The sequence below is a fragment of the Leifsonia sp. NPDC102414 genome, from assembly GCF_044765685.1.
Taxonomy (GTDB): Bacteria; Actinomycetota; Actinomycetes; order Actinomycetales; family Microbacteriaceae; genus Leifsonia.
The window spans coordinates 123,261-142,805 of the sequence record NZ_JBIWKN010000001.1 but is presented as its reverse complement, the minus strand read 5'-3'; the positions used below and the strand labels follow the sequence as shown (position 1 = coordinate 142,805).

The following is a 19,545-nucleotide window of genomic DNA, read 5'->3' as shown; positions in this document are numbered from 1 at the left end:
GACTTGTGCACGCCTGCCTTCGGCGTGTCGCGTGCACAAGTCCCGGCTCGATTGTTCGGGGAGGGGGTCAGCGGCGGCCGGCCTTGCGGCGGAACTGCCAGGCGGCCCAGAGGTATGCGCCGAGGATGATGACGACGCACCAGCCGAGCGCCCAGAGCGGCCTGGTGCCGGCATCCGTGCCGAAGAGCAGGCTGCGGATGGTCTCGATGATGGGCGTGATCGGCTGGTTGTCCGCGATCCACTGCAGCCAGCTCGGCATCGTGTCCGTCGGCACGAACGCGCTGGACAGGTACGGCAGGAACAGCAGGGCGAATCCGTAGCCGTTCGCCGCGGTCGGGTTCTTGGCAGCGAGGCCGATGGCAGCGTACAGCCAGGTGATCGCGAGGATGAACAGCGCGATGACGCCGATCGCCCCGAGCCACTCCGCGACGTTCGCGGTCGGCCGGAAGCCGACGGCCAGGGCGACGCCGATGACGACGCCCGTCGCCAGCAGGTTGCGCACCAGGCTCGCCACCACGTGGCCGGTGATGACCCCGTTGGCGTGCAGCGGCATGGTGCGGAACCGGTCGACGATGCCGTTCGTCATGTCGTCGGCGACGTCGACCGCTGTGCTCGACGAGCCGAACCCCGCGCAGAGCAGGATGATGCCGGGGACCACGTAGTTCACGTAGTCTCCCCCGCCGTCGATCGCGCCGCCGAACACGTAGGTGAACAGCAGCATCAACATGATCGGGAGCAGGATCGCCATCGTGAGAGCTTCGACGTTGCGGACGGTGTGGCGCAGGCTCCTGCCGATGAACACAACGGTGCTGGTCAGGCGGGAGACGGCGCGGTCGACGGTGGCGACCTGGGTGGCGGTGGTGCGGGTCTCCAGTGCGACGGTCATCGGGTGACCTCCATTTCTTCTGCTGCACGGGATGCGGTGGATGCGATGGCTGCCGGCGTCGCTGCGCCGGAGGTGAGTGCGAGGAACACGTCGTCCATGCTGGGCTTGCGGATGCTGACGCTCGCGCCTGGCAGGGCGGCCGCATCCAACTGGTCGATGGCGGCGCGCAGTCCGTGGACGGTGCCGTCGGTCGGCAGTTCGCGGACGATCTCGTCGTCCGCGTCCCTCAGCTCGACGACTTCTCCCCCGACGCGCGACTTGAGTTCCGCCGCGGTTCCCTCCGCCACGACGACGCCGCGGTCGATCACGGCGATGCGGTCGGCGAGCTGGTCGGCCTCTTCCAGATACTGCGTGGTGAGGAGGATGGTGATGCCCTGGGCCGCGAGGTCGAGGATCATCGCCCAGAGCGCCTGCCTGCTGCGCGTGTCGAGGCCGGTGGTCGGCTCGTCGAGGAAGATGACGGGAGGCGTGGCGACCAGGCTGAGCGCGAGGTCCAGCCTGCGGCGCATCCCGCCCGAGTACGCCTTGACGCGCTTGCGGGCGGCGTCGGCGAGGTCGAAGCGCTCGATGAGCTCGGCCGTCCGCGCGCGGGCGCCGGCCGCCGTGTATCCGGAGAGCCGCGCCATCATGCGCAGGTTCTCCTCGCCGGTGAGTACATCGTCGACGGCCGCGGACTGGCCGGTGAGGCTGATCGAGCGTTTGACGCCCTCTCTGTCGTGGACGACGTCGTGGCCGCAGACGCTCGCAGCGCCGTCGTCCGGCGCGACCAGCGTTGACAGGATGTTGATGAGCGTCGTCTTGCCCGCGCCGTTCGGCCCGAGAAGCGCGAAGACGCTTCCCGCCGCGACCGTGAGGTCGATGCCGTCCAGCACCCGCTGGTCGCCGAACGACTTCCGGAGACCGGCGATCTGGATCGCTTGAGCTGTCATGATCGGTTCCTTTCCGCGTCGAGTCTTATTGAGTACGACGCAAACTGTTTATGCTGCACACGGTTTTGTTTAAGGTATACACAGTTCTAGGATGGGTGTCAACAACCGAAAGGGCGCGACATGGCCGATGCTGTCGAAGAAGCACTCCCCCGCGCCGTCGCGCTGAGCTGGGGCGTCGCCGAGCGTCCGCAGCGCGGGCCGAAGCGCGAGCTGAGCATCGAACGGATTGTGGATGCGGCGATCCAGCTCGCCGACGACGAGGGCCTCTCCGCCGTCTCGATGAGCAAGATCGCGACGACACTCGGCTTCACCACCATGTCGCTCTACCGCTATGTCACCAGCAAGGACGACGTGCTCGCGCTGATGCAGGACGCGGTCTGCGCCGTACCGATCCCGCCAGAGGATGAGGACACGGACTGGCGCAGCGGCCTGCGCCTCTGGGCGATGGCGAGCATCCAGGTCATCCAGGCGCATCCGTGGTTCCCCGACATCCCGATCTCCGGGATGCCGCTCATGCCGAACAACCTCGCGGTGCTCGACTGGGGCCTTCGGGTGATGAAGGACCTGCCGCTCACCGAGCCGGAGAAGATGTCGACGGCGCTGCTGCTGAGCTCGTATGCGCGTGCCACTGCCGTCGTTGAGCGGGATGTGACCAGGTCGCGGCAGGTCGACGGCCCGCCGAAGCGCGGAGAGGCGTTCACCGCCGCCCTCGCGGAGCTGGTCACACCGGAGCGATTCCCGAACCTGGCACCGCTGGTGCTGTCCGGCGTATACAGCGACGCGGAGGGCGAGGACGAGCAGGACGACTTCGCGTTCGGGCTCGAACGCATCCTGGACGGCATCGAGCACTACGTGGCGTCGCGGCGCAGCGGCGAAGAGGTCGTGGCGTACGAGCCGCGCCCGGAGCCGGTGCCGAACGACAAGGCGATCCGCGAGGCGGCCAAGGCGCGCAGAGAGGCGGAATCCCGGCTGCGGGAGGCGCGCAAGCGCGAGCGCGAGGTCATCGCGAAGGTGCGCGAGCGGCTGGCCAAGGAGGAGGAGCGCCGAGCGCGCGACCGCGGCTAGCGGAGCGGAGCGCTAGCGGACTGCCGTCGTGGTGCGGTCGCGCGTGGTGAGGTCGCGGTGCGTCGCGGCGGCGCGCCAGCCGTCCGCGGTGAGCAGTTCGCGGATCTCCGCGCCCTGCAGTTCCCCGTGCTCCAGCACGAGCGTCCCTCCCTCGTGCAGTAGGCGCCGGGCGACGCGCGAGATCGTGCGCACCACATCCAGCCCGTCCTGTCCGCCGTAGAGCGCGGCAGGCGGGTCGTACAGCCGCACCTCCGGGTCGCGCGGGATGGCCTCCGCGGGGATGTACGGCGGGTTCGAGATGACGACGTCGACTGTCCCGTCGAGCTCCGGCAGCGCGTCCGCCAGGTCGATGAACACGACACGGGCGTTGGTCGCGCCGGACTCCTCGACGTTGCGCTTCGCCCAGATGAAGGCCTCCGGCGAGTTCTCGACAGCGTGGATGCGCGCGTGCGGCACCTCCGTCGCCATCGCCAGCGCGATCGCCCCGCTTCCGGTGCCGAGGTCGACGCCGATCGGCTCAGGACTCGGCACGGCGCGCAGCGCGTCGATCGCGAACTGCACGACATGCTCGGTCTCCGGTCGCGGCACGAACACGCCGGGGCCGACGGCGAGCTCCAGCGAGCGGAACGGCGCCTTCCCTGTGATGTGCTGCAGCGGCTCCCTGGTGGCGCGGCGTTGTGCCAGTTCCCTGATGCGCGACGCGTCCGCATCCCCGACCGTCGCATCCAGGTGGATGAGGGCCTGCACCCTCCCGCGCCCCTCTCCGAGCACGTGGCCGACCAGCAGGTCGGCGTCCACCTCGGGGTCGGGGACGCCCGCGCGAGAGAGGAGCGCGACGACCTCGTCGCGGACGGCGCGGACGGTGGGCTCTGCTGGCGCTGCGGATGACATGGCCCATCGAGCCTACGGCACGTCAGGCGGCGTCACACAGGCCGCTGCCCTCCCGGACGGAATAGAGTTGTAAGGCTTTCACACCGTCCACCAGCGTCAACGAGGAAGAGCCATGACAGGTCACGTCTACGACAACATCACCGAAGCGGTCGGGAAGACCCCGCTCGTCAAGCTCAATCGCATCGCGGAGGGCACGGGGGCGACCGTGCTCGCCAAGCTGGAGTTCTACAACCCGGCCGGCAGCGTCAAGGACCGCATCGGCGTCGCCATCATCGACGCGGCGGAGAAGGCAGGGGCGCTGCGCCCCGGCGGCACGATCGTGGAGGGCACGAGCGGCAACACCGGCATCGCGCTCGCGATGGTCGGCGCTGCCCGCGGATACACGGTCATCCTCACGATGCCGGAGACGATGAGCAAGGAGCGCCGCGTGCTGTTGCGCGCGTTCGGTGCACAGATCGTCCTCACCCCCGGTCCCGACGGGATGCGCGGAGCGGTCGAGAAGGCCAAGGAAATCGTCGCGACCACCGAGAACGCCATCTGGGCGCAGCAGTTCGCGAACGAGGCCAACCCGGCCATCCACCGCGCGACGACGGCCGAGGAGATCTGGGAGGACACCGACGGCGGCGTCGACATCTTCGTCGCCGGAGTCGGAACGGGCGGCACCATCACCGGCGTCGGCCAGGTGCTCAAGGAGCGCAAGCCCGGTGTGCAGGTGGTCGCCGTCGAGCCGATCGACTCCCCCATCCTGAACGGCGGCAAGCCCGGACCGCACAAGATCCAGGGCATCGGCGCCAACTTCGTGCCGGAGATCCTCGACACGACCGTCTACGACGAGGTCATCGACGCGTCGTTCGACGACGCGATCGACATCGCCAAGAAGCTCGCCAGCGAGGAGGGCATCCTCGCCGGGATCTCGTCGGGCGCGATCGTCTGGGCGGCGCTCGAGCTGGCCAAGCGGCCGGAGAACGCGGGCAAGACCATCGTCGCCGTCGTGTGCGACACCGGTGAGCGCTACATCTCGACCCCGCTCTGGGCCGACCTGCTGGACTGACCGGCGTTGGCGTTCATCTCCCGCGTCCGTGAGGACATCGCGAACGCGCGCAAGCACGACCCTGCGGCGCGCAGCGGCTTCGAGGTCTTCACGGCGTACTCCGGGCTGCACGCGATCTGGTCGTACCGTCTGGCGCACCGGATGTGGCGGTCCGGCCTGAAGATGCCGGCCAGGTTCCTCTCGCAGTTCACCCGGTTCCTGACCGGCATCGAGATCCACCCGGGCGCGACGATCGGCCGACGCTTCTTCATCGACCACGGGATGGGCGTGGTGATCGGCGAGACCACGTTCGTCGGCGACGACGTAATGCTCTACCACGGCGTCACGCTGGGCGGGAAGGGCAGAGGTCACGGCAAGCGGCATCCCACCATCGGCAATGGCGTGATCGTCGGAGCCGGTGCGAAGGTGCTCGGCGCGATCACGCTCGGGGCGCACAGTGTCGTCGGCGCGAACGCCGTCGTCATCCACGACGCCCCTGAGGGCTCCGTCCTCACCGGCGTCCCCGCCCGCGCGCGCCCGCGAACGGGCCATGAGCAGATCCCCGGCGACGACTGGATCGACCCGGCCATCTACATCTGACCAGGCCCGTCCCCACGCAATCGACTCCGAGGTTGTTCAGGCTCGCCATCGGCGTGTCGCCTGAACAACTTCGGAGTCGATTCTTTAGTCGGTGGCGAGGTCGGCGAGGCGGGATTCCTCGTCGGCGGCGATGCAGGAGTCGATGACGGGCTCCAGGGCGCCGTTCATGACGGCGTCGAGGTTGTACGCCTTGTACCCGGTGCGGTGGTCCGCGATGCGGTTCTCCGGGAAGTTGTACGTGCGGATGCGCTCCGAACGGTCCATCGTGCGGATCTGGCTCTTGCGGACGGCGGCGGCCTCCGCATCCAGTTCCTCCTGCTGGCGGGCGAGCACGCGGGCGCGCAGCACGCGCATCCCTGCCTCGCGGTTCTGCAGCTGGCTCTTCTCGTTCTGCATGGCGACGACGATGCCCGTCGGAAGGTGCGTGATGCGCACGGCGGAGTCCGTGGTGTTCACCGACTGGCCGCCGGGGCCGCTCGACCGGTAGACGTCGATCTTGAGGTCGTTCTGGTTGATCTCGACCTCCTCCGGCTCGTCCACCTCGGGGAAGACGAGCACGCCGGCTGCCGACGTGTGGATGCGCCCCTGCGACTCGGTCGCCGGGACACGCTGCACACGGTGCACGCCGCCCTCGTACTTGAGGTGCGCCCAGACCCCCTCCGCCGGATCGCTGGACGAGCCCTTGATCGCGAGCTGGACGTCCTTGATGCCGCCGAGGTCGCTGGAGGTCTGCTCCAGGATCTCGGTCTTCCACTTCTTGGACTCCGCGTAGTGCAGATACATCCGGAGAAGATCGGCCGCGAACAGCGCGGACTCCGCCCCGCCTTCGCCCATCTTGATCTCCATGATGACGTCGCGGCTGTCGTTGGGGTCGCGCGGGATGAGGAGCCTGCGCAGCTTCTCCCCCGACTCCTCCAGGCTCGCCTCGAGTCCTGGGACCTCCTCGGCGAACGCCTCATCCTCCGCCGCGAGCTCCTTGGCAGCGGCGAGGTCGTCCTCGAGCTGCTTCCACTGGTGGTACGCGGCGACGATGCGGCTGAGCTCTGCGTAGCGCCGGTTGACCTTCTTGGAGCGCACGGGGTCGCTGTGCAGTTCAGGGTCGGCGAGCTGCTCCTGCAGGTCGTCGTGCTCGGCGATCAGGCTGTTCACCGATTCGAACATGGGACTTCTTTCTGGAAGGGTCGGGCTTTCTGGAGGGGGACGAGCGTGTCCGGGAACGGAAAAGTGCCCGTCGACAATCGCGCGCGGCGACGTCGGCGGGCACTCCTCAGCTAGCGGTGGTCGTTCTCGTGGCCGTGCGAGTGCGCGGTGCCGTGACCGTTGGCCGGCGCCGGCATCGACTTCTGCACCTGCATCAGGAACTCGACGTTGCTCGAGGTCTCCTTGAGGCGGCCGAGCACGATCTCGAGCGCCTGCTGCTGGTCGAGGCCGGCGAGGGCACGACGCAGCTTCCAGGTGATCTTGACCTCGTCGGCGCCCATCAGCATCTCTTCGCGGCGGGTGCCGGATGCGTTGACGTCGACAGCGGGGAAGATCCGCTTGTCGGCGAGCTGACGCGAGAGGCGGAGCTCCATGTTGCCGGTGCCCTTGAACTCCTCGAAGATGACCTCGTCCATCTTGGACCCGGTCTCCACGAGAGCAGAGGCGAGGATCGTGAGCGATCCGCCGTGCTCGATGTTGCGGGCCGCGCCGAAGAAGCGCTTCGGCGGGTACAGCGCCGAGGCGTCGACACCACCGGAGAGGATGCGACCGGATGCCGGAGCAGCCAGGTTGTATGCGCGTCCCAGGCGGGTGATCGAGTCGAGCAGCACGACGACGTCGTGACCGAGCTCCACCAGACGCTTCGCGCGCTCGATGGCGAGCTCGGCGACCGTGGTGTGGTCCTCCGCAGGGCGGTCGAAGGTGGAGGCGATGACCTCGCCCTTCACCGTGCGCTGCATGTCGGTGACCTCTTCGGGACGCTCGTCCACCAGGACGACCATGAGGTGCACCTCTGGGTTGTTCGTGGTGATGGCGTTCGCGATCTGCTGCATGACGATCGTCTTGCCGGCCTTCGGGGGCGCGACGATGAGGCCGCGCTGGCCCTTGCCGATCGGGGCGACGAGGTCGATGATGCGCTGGGTCAGCTTGCCGGGCTCCGTCTCGAGGCGCAGGCGCTCCTGCGGGTAGAGCGGGGTCAGCTTGCCGAACTCGACGCGACCGGCGGCCTCTTCGATGGTCTGGCCGTTGATCGAGTCGACCTTGACGATCGCGTTGTACTTCTGGCGGGCGTTGTTCTCGCCCTCGCGCGGCTGGCGGATTGCACCGACCACGGCGTCGCCCTTGCGCAGGTTGTACTTCTTGACCTGGCCGAGGGAGACGTAGACGTCGCTCGCGCCAGGCAGGTAGCCGGAGGTGCGGACGAAGGCGTAGTTGTCGAGCACGTCCAGGATGCCGGCGACGGGGATGAGGACGTCGTCATCGCTGATCTCCGGCTCGAAGTCGTCCGCGCCGACGCCGCCGCGACGCTTGCGGTCGCGGTAGCGGCTGCGGCCGGAGCGGTCGTCCGCCTGGTTCGCGTCCTGGCCGCCGTTGCGGTTCTGCTGACCGTTGCGGTTCTGCTGGCCGTTCTGGCCGCCCTGCTTCTGGTCGTCGCGGTCGGCCTGCTGACCCTGGCTCTGCTGGTTCTGCGCCTGCTGGCCGTCTCCGCCCTGCTGGCCGCCCTGGTTCTGACCGTTCTGGCCGCCCTGGTTCTGGGAGTTCTTGTTCCGGTTCCGATTGCGGTTGCGGCCCTGGCGGGGCTGCTGGTCGCCTTCGCCCTGGGCGTCGCCCTGGGCCTGCGTGTCAGCAGCGTCCTGCGCGGCTGCACCGTTCTCGGCCTTCTCGCCCTGGTCCTGCTGGGCGTTCTGGTCGCCGGCCTGACCCCGTCCGCGGCGGCGGTTGCGCCCCTGACCCTGGCCCTGCTCCGCCTGCTTGTCGCCCTCTGCGCCAGCCGTCGCCTGCTGAGCAGCGGACTCGCGATTGGCGAGCGCGGAGTCGAGCAGCGCATCCACATCGGGGATGAGCGACTCGACGCCGGTGGCGCCGGTGTTGACGTGCGTCGCTGCTGCGATGCCCGTTCCGTCCGCACTGGATGCGCGGCGGGAGCCACGGCGACGCGGCGCCTGCTCGGCGGGCGCTGCGTCCGGCAGGACGGCCTCGCCGACGTGCGGCTCAGCGGAGACCGGCTCTGCGATGAGCGGCTCGATGAGCACCTGGGATGCTGCGCGTGCATTCTCCTGCCCGGCCACGGGTGCGTCCGCGGAGTCGGCAGCAGGGGCGTCGGCGGTCGCGGAACCCGCGGCCTCCGTGCGCGCTGCGGCGATGGCCGCAACGAGCTCGCCCTTGCGAAGCTTGGTCGCTCCCTGAAGTCCCAACTGGGCGGCGAGAGCCTGAAGCTCTGCCACCTTGAGGGAGGTCAGGTCGCTGGTGTCCACGCCCCCGGCGTGGAGTTCGACATCAGTCACTGAAGAGGATTCCTTTCCCCCGACGCGCGATTCTCGCCGTCGTTCTGGAGCACTCGTCACATGAACTACCGCTTCTGTGGTGTCACCGAAAGGTACTCGGGTGCACAGGTAGGAGTGACGGCATGATTGCTAGAAATCACCCGAAGATCAGATTCGCTCATGGAGAGGTTTCTGCGGGTGCACGCACAGTTTACCACTGTTGCCGGGCTGCTCTTGACGCTAGGCGGCCGGCGTGTCCGCTTGTTTCGCGAACTGCGTCACCGTCGCGCCCTTGAAGTCGACCGCGAGCATGAGCGCCTGCCACGGCGTCTCCGAGTGCGCGGCGGCGAGCTCCGCGGCGGCGAGCCGCTGGCTCGGGTCGCTGCAGAGCACGAGGACGGACGGGCCGGCGCCGGAGACGACGGCGGCGAAGCCGTTCTCGCGCAGCAGCGTGATCAGCCGGTCGGTCTCCGGCATCGCGGAGGCACGGTAGCTCTGGTGGAGCTTGTCCTCCGTTGCTGCGTGCAGCAGCTCTGGGCTCTGGATGAGGGCCGCGACGAGCAGGGCGGAGCGCGAGACGTTGAAGACCGCATCCTCGTGGGGCACCGACTGCGGCTGCAGGCTGCGGGCGAGCGCCGTCGACATCACGTGCTGCGGAACCAGCACGAGCGGCGAGACGCCGCGGTGCACGATCAGCTTCTTGAACCGGGGACCCTCCGGGGTGACCCACGCGATCGTCAGGCCACCGAAGAGCGCAGGCGCGACGTTGTCCGGGTGGCCCTCCATGTCGTTGGCGAGGGCGAGGAGGCCCTGGGCGTCGATGTCGACGACGCCCTCCAGCAGCCCCTTGGCCGCCATGATGCCGGACACGATCGCCGCTCCGGACGACCCCATCCCCCTGCCGTGCGGGATGCTGTTGCGGGCGACCAGGTCGAGGCCGGGCATGGGGAGCCCGACCGACTCGAAGGTGTGCGCGATGGCGCGGACGACGAGGTTCGTCTCGTCCGTCGGCACCTCGCCTGCACCGACGCCGATGACCTCGACGGTCGCGCCAGGCTCGTCGCGGACGGACACCCGCAGCTCGTCGTAGAGCGCGAGCGCGAGGCCGAGGGTGTCGAAGCCTGGGCCCAGGTTGGCGCTGGTCGCCGGGACCTTGACCGTGACGGCACGGCCGCTCAGGTCGGCGGCCTGGAAGGTCACGCGTTCGCCTTCTCGGCCGCCACCAGACCGAGCACGTCGGCGATGGTGGTGGTGTCGACCGGGACGACGGTCGGCTGCACGTCGGAGCCGTCCGCCGTGCGCAGCGCCCACTGCGGGTCCTTCAGACCGTGGCCGGTCACCGTGAGGACGACCGTCGCTCCGGCCGGGATCACACCGGCCGCTGAGCGCTCGAGCAGTCCGGCGACGCTGATCGCCGACGCCGGCTCGACGAAGATGCCGACCTCGGCAGACAGGATGCGCTGCGCCTCGAGGATGTGCTCGTCCGAGATCGCGCCGAAGTAGCCGTCGCTGTCGTCGCGGGCGTTGAGCGCGAGCTCCCACGAAGCCGGGTTGCCGATGCGGATGGCGGTGGCGATGGTGTCCGGGTTCTTCACCGGCTGGCCGAGGACGATCGGGGCGCTGCCCGCTGCCTGGAAGCCGAACATCCTGGGCAGCTTGGTGGCCTCTCCGCGCTGCAGCTCCTCGGTGTATCCGCGGTGGTACGCCGTGTAGTTGCCCGCGTTGCCGACGGGGACGATGTGGAAGTCCGGTGCGTCTCCCAGGACCTCGACGACCTCGAAGGCCGCCGTCTTCTGGCCCTCGATGCGGTCGGGGTTGACCGAGTTGACGAGGTGGACGGGGTAGTTGGTGGCGAGGTCGCGGGCGATGTCGAGGCAGTCGTCGAAGTTGCCCTGCACCTGCAGCAGCTGCGCGTTGTGCGCGATGGCCTGGCTGAGCTTGCCCATCGCGATCTTGCCCTCCGGCACGAGCACGACGGCCTGGATGCCCGCGTGCGTCGCGTACGCGGCCGCCGACGCAGAGGTGTTGCCTGTGGATGCGCAGATCACGGCCTTCGCACCGTGCTCGACGGCCTTCGAGATGGCCATCGTCATGCCGCGGTCCTTGAAGGAACCAGTCGGGTTCATGCCCTCGAACTTGACGAACACGTTCGCACCCGTGCGCGCGGAGAGCGCGGGAGCGGGAAGGAGCGGAGTGCCGCCTTCGCCGAGCGTCACGATCGGAGTGGCCTCTGTGATGTTCAGGCGGTCCGCGTATTCACGCAGGACGCCCCGCCACTGACGACTATTCGCTTTCTCGGGCATTACGATCCTTCGACTCGGAGTACGGATGAGATGGCTGTCACGGCGTCGCTCGCCGCGAGAGCCTCCACGGTGGCCGCGAGTGCGGCCTCCTCGGCCTCGTGGGTGCCGATAACCAGGGTAGCGGTGGGTGCGCCGTTGCCGTGAACCGGAGCGTTGCCCGCGATGACGACGGCGCCGGGGAGCGGAACAGGTCCCGTGGTGCTCGGCACCGACTGCTGCACCGTCTCGACGCTCACCCCGCCGTCGCTCAGGATGCGCGCGACGGCGGCGAGCACGCCGGGCTGGTCGGCCACATCCAGAGTGATCTGGTAGCGGGTGACGACGCGGCCGATGTCGAGCACGGGCAGTTGCGCGTGCGTCGACTCCGCGACGCCCGGGCCACCGACGACGTGCCGGCGCGCGGCGGAGACCAGGTCGCCGAGCACGGCGGACGCCGTCTCCACTCCCCCTGCTCCCGCGCCGTAGAACATGAGGTCGCCTGCGGCGGCGGCCTGGACGAACACCGCGTTGTGCGCCCCGTGCACGGCGGCCAGTGGATGGTCGCGGCTGATCAGCGCGGGATACACGCGGGCGGAGACGCCCTCTTCTCCCGTCTCGGGGTCGGTCAGGCGCTCGCAGATCGCGAGCAGCTTGATGACGGAGCCCGCCTCCCTGGCGGCGTCCACCTGCGCGGTGGTGACGGAGGTGATGCCCTCGCGGTAGACCGATTCCAGCGGCACGGTGGTGTGGAACGCGAGGCTGGCGAGGATCGCCGCCTTCTGCGCCGCGTCGTAGCCGCCGATGTCCGCTGTGGGGTCGGCCTCGGCGTATCCGCGGTCGGTGGCGGTGGCGAGGGCGTCCGCCAGGGACTCTCCGTGCACATCCATGCGGTCGAGGATGAAGTTGGTGGTGCCGTTGACGATGCCGAGGATGCGGTTGACCCTGTCGCCGGCGAGGCTGTCGCGCAGCGGGCGGATGATCGGGATGGCGCCGGCGACGGCGGCCTCGTAGTAGAGCTGGGCGCCGACCTGCTCCGCCGCCTCGAACAGCTCGGGGCCGTGGGTGGCGAGCAGCGCCTTGTTGGCGGTGATGACGTCCGCGCCGGAGTTGAGCGCCTGGAGCACGTAGCCCCGGGCAGGTTCGACCCCGCCCATCAGCTCCACGACGATGTCGGCGCCGAGGATGAGCGACGACGCGTCCGTGGTGAACAGCTCGCGCGGCAGGTCGACGTCGCGCTGCGCATCCAGGTCGCGCACGGCGATGCCCACCAGTTCGAGCTTCGCCCCGATCCGGGAGGCGAACTCGTCGCCCTGCTCGAGCAGCAGCCGCGCCACCTGCGAGCCGACGGAGCCCGCGCCAAGCAGGGCCACCCGGAGGTTGCGGTACTCGATCATGCCTGTGCTCCTTCGTACGCGGCGTCTCTCGACAGCAGGTCGGCTTCGGTCTCCGCCCGCACGATCACCCGCGACGCTCCGTCGCGGACGGCGATCACGGCCGGTCTGCCGAGATAGTTGTAGTTGCTTGCGAGCGACCAGCAGTATGCGCCGGTCGCCGGTACGGCGAGCAGGTCGCCTGGGGCGACGTCGCCGGGCAGGTAGTCGGCGTCCACGACGATGTCGCCGCTCTCGCAGTGCTTGCCCGCGATGCGCACCAGTTCGGCCGGCGCGTCCGACACCCGGTCGGCGATGCGCACGGAGTAGTCCGCGCCGTAGAGCGCTGGGCGCGCGTTGTCGCTCATGCCACCGTCGACGCTCACGTAGCGGCGGATCGCGGTCTCCCCGTCGTCCTGGAACGCGACGGGCACATCCTTGGTGGTCCCAGCGGTGTAGAGCGTGAGCCCCGCCGTGCCGATGATCGACCGGCCGGGCTCGAACGCGACGACGGGCAGCGGGATGCCCAGCTCTGCGCAGCGCGATGCGACGGTCTGGGCGATGGTCTCCGCGAGCTCCCCGATCGGCGCAGGGTCGTCGACGGAGGTGTACGCGATGCCGAACCCGCCGCCGAGGTTGAGCTCGGGCACCGGTCCGTCCGCGAGCAGTTCGGTGTGCACGGCGAGGAGCCGCGCGGCGGACTCCGCGAAGCCGTCCGACCCGAAGATCTGCGAGCCGATGTGACAGTGCAGCCCGAGGAAGTCCAGCGAGCCACGGCTCCGGATGCGCGCGACCGCGTCCGGCGCTGCCGCAAGACCGATCCCGAACTTCTGATCCTCGTGAGCGGTAGCGAGGAACGCGTGCGTGTGAGCGTGCACCCCGCTGTTGACCCGCAGCCGCACCGACTGGATGCGCCCGTGTCTGTCTGCGGCGTCCGCGACCCTGTCGATCTCCTGCAGGCTGTCGATGATGATCGCTCCGACCCCGATCGAGACGGCCCTGTCGATCTCGGCGAGCGACTTGTTGTTGCCGTGGAAGCCGAGCCGCTCGGGGGCGACTCCGGCTGCGAGCGCGACGGCGAGCTCCCCTCCGCTGCACACGTCGATGTTGAGCCCTGCGTCCGCCATCCAGCGGGCGACCTCGATGCTGAGGAACGCCTTGCCCGCGTAGTACACCTTCGCAGAGCCGCCGACGCGCTCGAAGGCGCCGGCGAGAGCGGAACGGACCTCGGCGGCGCGCTCCCGCGCATCCACCTCGTCGACGATGTAGACGGGGGTACCGTACCTGGCGGCCAGCTCGGTGGCGATGACACCGCCGACGACGAGCTCCCCGTCCTGTCTGGCCACGGTGCGCGACCACAGGCCGGGATGCAGGTCGTTGGCGTCGCCGGGCACGGCGAGCCAGCCGGGGGCGAGTGGATTGGACACAGAAGCCACAGGGAAAACCTCACGGAATGAATCGAGTGGGGATCTCTCGGAGGCGAGCGGACCCGGATTGGTCCCTGAAGCCGGTGGAGAAGTACCGGAAGTCTATCGGGGGCAGGACGGTGGGTTCGTCCGTGTTACGACCGTGCGGCAGACGTGCAGATGAGCAGACCGGCTGAACCGCCTCAGCAGCTCCCCTTGCTCTTCAGTGACTTCTCGTTCACCACGAACTGCTCGGCGTTCAGCGTCACGGTGGCAGAGCCCTTCGTGATCGCGATGTCGTTCACCAGGACGCCGTCCGGGAGGTACTGGGCGACGCAGACCGGGATCGGGCCGCGGTTGGTCAGCGCCTTGACCAGCGTGGAGAGGTCGAGGGCGCCTGAGCCGCCCGTGGTGACTTTCGCATCCACCGGTTGCAGGTTCACGGTCTTGCCCGCCGCCTCCGGGGCGACGGTGACCTGGTAGCCGATCGGCAGGCCGAGGAGCGACGCGGTGCCGTCGTAGCTCAGCGTTCCATTGCCGAGGGCGAGGTCGCCGTCGACGCCGGGGACGGTGACGAGCTTGTTGAGCGAGGTCTGCGAGATCGTCAGGGAGCCAGCGATCGACTGGACGGGCTTGGAGAAGTCGGACGGGACGCCGGTGGCCGTGATCGTCGCGTCGATAGGCGAACCGTTGACCGCCAGCTTCGGGGCGTCGAGCACGACCTTCTCGAACCGGCCGCTCAGATACTGCTGCAGCACCGAGACGCCGCCGATGTGCGTCGAGACGTCGCCCTTCACCTCTGCGGGCAGGCTCTTCTCCACCTCGGCGGAGATGCGCTGCTCAGCCACAGAGCGCACGATGGCGTCCGCGATGAAGAACAGTGCGACGAGCGCGACGATCGGGATGAGGATCCAGAGCACCAGGCGCAGCGTACGCCGCCGCTTGGGCGGCGGGACGGTGCCGGCGATCACGTCGGTGGACTGCACGTCTGTCATCGTTCGGAGCTACATTCTGTCCGGAGCGGAGACCCCGAGCAGTCCGAGGCCGTTGCGGATCACCTGGCCGGTGGCGTCGTTCAGCCACAGGCGGGTGCGGTGCAGGTCGGTGACGGGCTCGTCGCCGAGCGGGATGACGCGGGTCGCGGCATACCAGGTGTGGTACAGCCCGGCGAGCTCCTCGATGTAGCGGGCGACCCGGTGCGGCTCGCGCAGCTCGGCCGCCTGGGCGACGATCCGCGGGAACTCCTGCAGACCCCCGAGCAGGGCGGACTCGCTCTCGTGCGTGAGCAGCTCCGGCGCGAACGCGCTGCGGTCCACGCCCGCTGCTGCCGCGTTGGTGGCGACGGAGCGGGTGCGGGCGTGCGCGTACTGCACGTAGAAGACGGGATTCTCGTTGCTGCGCTTGCTCAGCAGGTCGAGGTCGATGTCGAGCTGCGAGTCGCTGGAGGAGCGCACGAGGGCGTAACGGCCGGCATCCACGCCCACCGCATCCACCAGGTCGTCGAGGGTGACGATGGTGCCCGCGCGCTTGGACATCTTGACAGGCTCGCCGTCGCGCACCAGGTTGACCATCTGGCCGATCAGGATCTGCAGGTTGACGTTGGGGACGTCGCCGAACGCCTCGACGGCGGCCATCAGGCGGCCGATGTAACCGTGGTGGTCTGCGCCGAGCATGATGAGGTTCTGCTCGAAGCCGCGCTCGCGCTTGTTCAGGTAGTAGCCGAGGTCGCCGGAGATATACGCGGGCTCGCCGTTGGAACGGATGATGACGCGGTCGCGGTCGTCGCCGAACGTGGTGGTGCGGAGCCAGACGGCGCCGTCCTCCTCGAAGATGTGACCCTGCTCGCGCAGGCGCTCGATCGCGCGCTCGACGGCGCCGGACTCGTGCAGCGAGTCCTCGTGGAAGTAGACGTCGAAGTCGACGCCGAAGCCGTGCAGCTTCTCCTTGATCTCGGCGAACATCAGCTCGGTGCCGACGGAGCGGAACACCTCCTGCTGCTCCTCGCGCGACAGAGCGGAGAGGTCGCCGTCGAAGCGCTCGACCACCTGCGCTGCGATGTCGCCGATGTACGCTCCGCCGTAGCCGTCCTCCGGGGTCGGCTCTCCGAGGTATGCGGCGAGCAGGCTGCGGGCGAACCGGTCGATCTGCGAGCCGTGGTCGTTGAAGTAGTACTCGCGGGTGACGTCCGCGCCCTCGGCCTGCAGGATGCGGGCGAGGCTGTCCCCGACGGCCGCCCAGCGCACGCCGCCCATGTGGATGGGGCCGGTCGGGTTGGCGGAGACGAACTCCAGGTTGACCAGCAGGCCGTCGTAGAGGTGGCCGTTGCCGTACTCGTCACCGGCCTCGACGATGGTCTTCGCGAGCAGACCGGCGGCAGCAGCATCCAACCGGAAGTTGATGAACCCTGGACCGGCGACCTCCGCGGAGGCGACACCGTCGATGGATGCGGCGGCCTCGGCGATCTCGGTGGCGAGTTCGCGCGGGTTGGCGCCCACCTTCTTGGCGAGACGCATGGCCACGTTGGACGCCCAGTCGCCGTGGTCGCGGTTCTTCGGGCGCTCCAGGGGAACGTCGTCGATGGTGACGACGACGGGCGCCGCGTCGTCGCCGGCTCCCTGTCGTCGCGCGTCGACAACGGAGGTCACGATGTCGAGCAGGGCGGCGGAGAGGTCAGCAGGAGTCACGGTGAACGATTCTACCGGGCACCGGCTGCATCGATTGCCTAACGAACAGGCCACGGCGGCCGGTCCTCACCAGGAGGCTTGATAGGGTCGTCGCGATGTGCGCCGCCGCGCATCCTCTCTCATCGAATCCCGACCATCCGACGGAGAACGAAACCGCATGGCCAAGCACCACCGCACCGCCCTCCGAGCCGCCGCGCCCGTCGCGGTGATCCTCGCCTGCACGCTGGCGCTGAGCGCGTGCGCCGCCCCGTCGAAGAGCTCGGGCGACGCGACGACGCCACCGGCGCAGAACAACGCAGGGGGTACGTCGGCGCCGAGCGCGACGCCGACACAGAAGCCGACCGACCCGCCGACGCCGGTGACGCTCACCTGCGACCAGATCGTCACGGCCGACCAGCTGTACGCGTACAACCCCAACTTCGGCGCAGACCCCGGCTACCAGCCCAAGGACGGCAGCCTCGAGAAACAGATCGCCGATTGGAAGGGCGCCACCTGCGCGTGGCAGAACCAGACCAGCGGCGATGTGATCGAGGTCGCGATCGCGCAGCCGCCTGCGAGCGAGCTCGAAGGCCTGAAGAACGCCGCGGTCACCGCCGCGACCCCCGTGCCGACGTACGGCGTTCCCCCGGAGGTCGAGGGCTACTTCAAGCAGGGAACCGCCGGCCAGGTGCAGGTCTTCCGCGGCGCATACTGGATCGTCGCCGAGTCGACGGCATTCTTCGAACCTGGCGACGCCGCTCCCCTGCTGCAGGACATCCTCGCCAACGTGCCGAAGTAGGCGCGGGAGCGCGTCACAGGGCGCGCGTGCGGGATGCTAGCCTGGATGGGCACTCCCTGGCCCCCATAGCTCAGGGGATAGAGCGTCTGCCTCCGGAGCAGAAGGCCGTAGGTTCAAATCCTACTGGGGGCACCAGAAACCACAGAGGCCGTCCCGATTCCGGGGCGGCCTCTGTGCGTGCGACGCGGTGCGCGCTACGACGCGACGTCCTCGCGGCGCGGGAGCTTCCAGTCCGGGCGCACGTAGTGGCAGGTGTACCCCCACGGGATGCGCTCCAGGTAGTCCTGGTGCTCAGGCTCCGCCTCCCAGAACGGGCCGGCGGGCTCGACCTCGGTGACGACGGGGCCGGGCCAGAGACCGGAGGCGTCGACGTCGGCGATGGTGTCCTCAGCGATGCGGCGCTGCTCGTCGTTCTCGTAGAAGATCGCCGAGCGGTAGCTGGTGCCCACGTCGTTGCCCTGGCGGTTCTTCGTCGACGGATCGTGGATCTGGAAGAAGAACTCCAGCAGGTCGCGGTAGCTGATCTTCGACGGGTCGAAGATGATCTCCAGGGCCTCGGCGTGGGTGCCGTGGTTGCGGTACGTCGCGTTCGGCACGTCGCCGCCTGTGTAGCCGACGCGGGTGTCGAGCACGCCGGGGCGCTTGCGGATCAGGTCCTCCACTCCCCAGAAACAGCCGCCTGCGAGGACGGCCTTCTCGGTGCGAGGCGTTGTGGGTGTTGCGTCGGTCATCGGGTGACCTCCTCATTCTCGAACAGGTGACGGTAGTCGCCGTATCCCTCGGTGTCGAGGTCGGCGAGCGGGATGAAACGGAGGGCGGCGGAGTTGATGCAGTACCGCAATCCTCCCTCTTCTGCTGGGCCATCGTCGAACAGGTGGCCGAGATGGCTGTCTCCGTGGGCCGAGCGGACCTCTGTGCGGACCATGCCGAAGGTCCTGTCGCGCTTCTCGACGATGTTGGCCGGGTCGACAGGCACAGTGAAGCTCGGCCAGCCGGAACGGCTGTCGTACTTGTTCACCGAGGCGAACAGCGGCTCACCGGAGACGATGTCGACGTAGAGACCTGCCTCCTTGTTGTTCCAGAACTCGTTGCGGAAAGCGGGCTCCGTGGCCTCCTGCTGCGTGACGGCGTACTGCTCGGGGGTCAGGCGGGAGACGGCATCCTGGGTCTTGCGGTAATCGTGTGACACGTGGTCCTCCTCGACGGGGTTCCGGCGCAGCTGGCTGCTGGGCCGTCAGTGGATAGAACACGGACCGCCGCGCGGTTGGTCCCGGTGAAACTGTGGGTTTGCTGGCAATGGATGCTCTACCAGGCGTTCATCCCGCGGGGCTAGTCTGTGCACGTTCCATCACCATCACACCCACCGCTGACGACGCGGTAGCCCGATCGGAGCGGCCGCGGACCGGCACGAACGAAGGAACTTCCATGTCCGCGAAACCCACCATCGTCCTCGTCCACGGCGCCTGGGCCGACGCCTCCAGCTGGAACGCCGTCGCCACGTCCCTGCAGCAGCAGGGCTTCGACGTGCTCGCGCCCACCAACCTCCTGCGCAACCCGATCAGCGACTCCGCGTACGTCGCCTCGTTCGTCGCCCAGCGCACGACGGGGCCGGTGGTGCTCGTCGGCCACTCGTACGGCGGCGTGGTGATCAGCGGCGCAGGGCTCGGCGGAGGCGACGTGAAGGCACTCGTCTACGTGGATGCGTTCATCCCCGAGGAGGGCGAGACCGTGTTCTCGATCCTCGGCGGCTCCGGCTCCGCGCTCGACGTGCCCGACCCGACGGCGGTGCTCGACATCGCGGGCTACCCAGGCTCGCCGGACGGCGACGCCGAGGCGTTCCTCAAGCCGGCGACAGTGCACACCGCGTTCGCGCAGGACCTTCCGGAGGCCGACAGGCTGCTCATCGTCGCCGGCCAGCGCCCGATCACCCTCGGCGCGAACACCACGCCTGTCGGAGCGCCGGCCTGGCGCAGCCTGCCGAGCTGGGCCGTCGTCGGCACCGAGGACAAGGTGATCCCGCCCGCGACCCAGCGCAGCATGGCCGAACGTGCAGGCTCGACCATCACTGAGGTGGCCGCGTCGCACGTGTCGATGGTGTCGCAGCCGCAGGCGGCGCTCGACGCGATCCTCGCCGCCGTGGATGCGGTGAGCTGAGCAGGA

General features: G+C 69.0%; 18 protein-coding genes and 1 tRNA gene. 6 read left to right on the top strand and 13 right to left on the bottom strand.

Going from position 1 to position 19,545, the window contains the following annotated elements; translation table 11 throughout:
* Positions 1–67 precede the first annotated feature (67 nt).
* Both ACIRCZ_RS00640 and ACIRCZ_RS00635 read right to left on the bottom strand, forming a co-directional pair.
* The gene (locus ACIRCZ_RS00640; protein ID WP_055892016.1) at positions 68–886 is read right to left on the bottom strand and encodes an ABC transporter permease; all 819 of its coding nucleotides are present in this window, start codon (positions 884–886) and stop codon (positions 68–70) included.
* The gene (locus tag ACIRCZ_RS00635) at positions 883–1,815 is read right to left on the bottom strand and encodes an ATP-binding cassette domain-containing protein (RefSeq protein WP_402848525.1); all 933 of its coding nucleotides are present in this window, start codon (positions 1,813–1,815) and stop codon (positions 883–885) included. Before ACIRCZ_RS00635 ends, ACIRCZ_RS00640 begins: the two co-directional genes overlap by 4 nt.
* Positions 1,816–1,935: 120 nt before the next feature.
* Here ACIRCZ_RS00635 and ACIRCZ_RS00630 point away from each other — a divergent pair, with 120 nt between their 5' ends.
* The gene (locus ACIRCZ_RS00630; protein WP_402848522.1) at positions 1,936–2,880 is read left to right on the top strand and encodes a TetR/AcrR family transcriptional regulator; all 945 of its coding nucleotides are present in this window, start codon (positions 1,936–1,938) and stop codon (positions 2,878–2,880) included.
* Positions 2,881–2,892: 12 nt separating this feature from the next.
* On the opposite strand, the gene prmC is transcribed toward ACIRCZ_RS00630, so the two are convergent.
* On the bottom strand, positions 2,893–3,771 hold the full coding sequence (gene prmC, locus ACIRCZ_RS00625) for a peptide chain release factor N(5)-glutamine methyltransferase (RefSeq protein ID WP_402848519.1): 879 nt from the start codon (positions 3,769–3,771) through the stop codon (positions 2,893–2,895).
* A 112-nt stretch (positions 3,772–3,883) separates the two neighbouring features.
* Here prmC and cysK point away from each other — a divergent pair, with 112 nt between their 5' ends.
* Together cysK and epsC are read left to right on the top strand one after the other, a co-directional pair.
* Positions 3,884–4,822, top strand: a complete 939-nt coding sequence (cysK, locus tag ACIRCZ_RS00620) for a cysteine synthase A (RefSeq protein ID WP_402848516.1) — start codon at positions 3,884–3,886, stop codon at positions 4,820–4,822.
* Positions 4,823–4,828: 6 nt separating this feature from the next.
* Positions 4,829–5,401, top strand: coding sequence for a serine O-acetyltransferase EpsC (gene epsC, locus ACIRCZ_RS00615; protein ID WP_402848513.1), 573 nt, complete (start codon positions 4,829–4,831; stop codon positions 5,399–5,401).
* An 84-nt stretch (positions 5,402–5,485) separates the two neighbouring features.
* Here the strand turns inward: epsC and prfA are convergent, their stop codons facing one another.
* The 8 genes from prfA to argS form a co-directional block, all read right to left on the bottom strand.
* On the bottom strand, positions 5,486–6,562 hold the full coding sequence (prfA, locus tag ACIRCZ_RS00610; protein WP_055891997.1) for a peptide chain release factor 1: 1,077 nt from the start codon (positions 6,560–6,562) through the stop codon (positions 5,486–5,488).
* 110 nt (positions 6,563–6,672) lie between these two features.
* Complete coding sequence (rho, locus tag ACIRCZ_RS00605) at positions 6,673–8,886, bottom strand: transcription termination factor Rho (protein ID WP_402848509.1); 2,214 nt, start codon at positions 8,884–8,886, stop codon at positions 6,673–6,675.
* 219 nt (positions 8,887–9,105) lie between these two features.
* Positions 9,106–10,065 (bottom strand): homoserine kinase, encoded by a 960-nt coding sequence (gene thrB, locus ACIRCZ_RS00600; RefSeq protein WP_055891991.1) that lies wholly within the window; start codon positions 10,063–10,065, stop codon positions 9,106–9,108.
* Positions 10,062–11,168: a threonine synthase gene (gene thrC / locus ACIRCZ_RS00595; RefSeq protein ID WP_402848506.1), complete on the bottom strand. Its 1,107-nt coding sequence runs from the start codon at positions 11,166–11,168 to the stop codon at positions 10,062–10,064. Before thrC ends, thrB begins: the two co-directional genes overlap by 4 nt.
* Entirely contained in the window at positions 11,168–12,541 is a 1,374-nt protein-coding gene (locus tag ACIRCZ_RS00590; RefSeq protein WP_055891983.1) for a homoserine dehydrogenase, read from the bottom strand. The genes thrC and ACIRCZ_RS00590 overlap by 1 nt, the downstream gene beginning before the upstream one ends.
* Complete coding sequence (lysA, locus tag ACIRCZ_RS00585; RefSeq protein WP_402848503.1) at positions 12,538–13,953, bottom strand: diaminopimelate decarboxylase; 1,416 nt, start codon at positions 13,951–13,953, stop codon at positions 12,538–12,540. The genes ACIRCZ_RS00590 and lysA overlap by 4 nt, the downstream gene beginning before the upstream one ends.
* Before the next feature lie 173 nt (positions 13,954–14,126).
* Entirely contained in the window at positions 14,127–14,918 is a 792-nt protein-coding gene (locus ACIRCZ_RS00580) for a DUF2993 domain-containing protein (RefSeq protein ID WP_402848500.1), read from the bottom strand.
* A 9-nt stretch (positions 14,919–14,927) separates the two neighbouring features.
* Positions 14,928–16,607, bottom strand: coding sequence for an arginine--tRNA ligase (argS, locus tag ACIRCZ_RS00575; protein WP_402848497.1), 1,680 nt, complete (start codon positions 16,605–16,607; stop codon positions 14,928–14,930).
* 157 nt (positions 16,608–16,764) lie between these two features.
* Between argS and ACIRCZ_RS00570 the strand changes: the two genes are divergently transcribed.
* Together ACIRCZ_RS00570 and ACIRCZ_RS00565 are read left to right on the top strand one after the other, a co-directional pair.
* A complete protein-coding gene (locus ACIRCZ_RS00570) occupies positions 16,765–17,385 on the top strand; it encodes a hypothetical protein (protein WP_055891971.1) in 621 nt (206 codons plus the stop codon).
* Between the two features lie 59 nt (positions 17,386–17,444).
* Positions 17,445–17,520, top strand: a tRNA-Arg gene (locus ACIRCZ_RS00565).
* 59 nt (positions 17,521–17,579) lie between these two features.
* Here ACIRCZ_RS00565 and msrA read toward each other — a convergent pair.
* Together msrA and msrB are read right to left on the bottom strand one after the other, a co-directional pair.
* The gene (gene msrA / locus ACIRCZ_RS00560) at positions 17,580–18,116 is read right to left on the bottom strand and encodes a peptide-methionine (S)-S-oxide reductase MsrA (RefSeq protein ID WP_055891968.1); all 537 of its coding nucleotides are present in this window, start codon (positions 18,114–18,116) and stop codon (positions 17,580–17,582) included.
* On the bottom strand, positions 18,113–18,574 hold the full coding sequence (msrB, locus tag ACIRCZ_RS00555; RefSeq protein WP_055891965.1) for a peptide-methionine (R)-S-oxide reductase MsrB: 462 nt from the start codon (positions 18,572–18,574) through the stop codon (positions 18,113–18,115). The genes msrA and msrB overlap by 4 nt, the downstream gene beginning before the upstream one ends.
* Positions 18,575–18,810: 236 nt before the next feature.
* Here msrB and ACIRCZ_RS00550 point away from each other — a divergent pair, with 236 nt between their 5' ends.
* A complete protein-coding gene (locus ACIRCZ_RS00550) occupies positions 18,811–19,539 on the top strand; it encodes an alpha/beta fold hydrolase (RefSeq protein WP_402848492.1) in 729 nt (242 codons plus the stop codon).
* Positions 19,540–19,545 lie beyond the last annotated feature (6 nt).

What these genes read in the sequence shown, in the direction of transcription:
- thrC (WP_402848506.1), bottom strand. Translation starts at nt 11,168, where the DNA reads ATGCCCGAGAAAGCGAATAGTCGTCAGTGGCGGGGCGTCCTGCGTGAA.
- prfA (WP_055891997.1), bottom strand. Translation starts at nt 6,562, where the DNA reads ATGTTCGAATCGGTGAACAGCCTGATCGCCGAGCACGACGACCTGCAG.
- ACIRCZ_RS00640 (WP_055892016.1), bottom strand. Translation starts at nt 886, where the DNA reads ATGACCGTCGCACTGGAGACCCGCACCACCGCCACCCAGGTCGCCACC.
- ACIRCZ_RS00550 (WP_402848492.1), top strand. Translation starts at nt 18,811, where the DNA reads ATGTCCGCGAAACCCACCATCGTCCTCGTCCACGGCGCCTGGGCCGAC.
- cysK (WP_402848516.1), top strand. Translation starts at nt 3,884, where the DNA reads ATGACAGGTCACGTCTACGACAACATCACCGAAGCGGTCGGGAAGACC.
- prmC (WP_402848519.1), bottom strand. Translation starts at nt 3,771, where the DNA reads ATGTCATCCGCAGCGCCAGCAGAGCCCACCGTCCGCGCCGTCCGCGAC.
- ACIRCZ_RS00590 (WP_055891983.1), bottom strand. Translation starts at nt 12,541, where the DNA reads ATGATCGAGTACCGCAACCTCCGGGTGGCCCTGCTTGGCGCGGGCTCC.
- ACIRCZ_RS00580 (WP_402848500.1), bottom strand. Translation starts at nt 14,918, where the DNA reads ATGACAGACGTGCAGTCCACCGACGTGATCGCCGGCACCGTCCCGCCG.
- ACIRCZ_RS00630 (WP_402848522.1), top strand. Translation starts at nt 1,936, where the DNA reads ATGGCCGATGCTGTCGAAGAAGCACTCCCCCGCGCCGTCGCGCTGAGC.
- ACIRCZ_RS00570 (WP_055891971.1), top strand. Translation starts at nt 16,765, where the DNA reads ATGGCCAAGCACCACCGCACCGCCCTCCGAGCCGCCGCGCCCGTCGCG.
- msrA (WP_055891968.1), bottom strand. Translation starts at nt 18,116, where the DNA reads ATGACCGACGCAACACCCACAACGCCTCGCACCGAGAAGGCCGTCCTC.
- ACIRCZ_RS00635 (WP_402848525.1), bottom strand. Translation starts at nt 1,815, where the DNA reads ATGACAGCTCAAGCGATCCAGATCGCCGGTCTCCGGAAGTCGTTCGGC.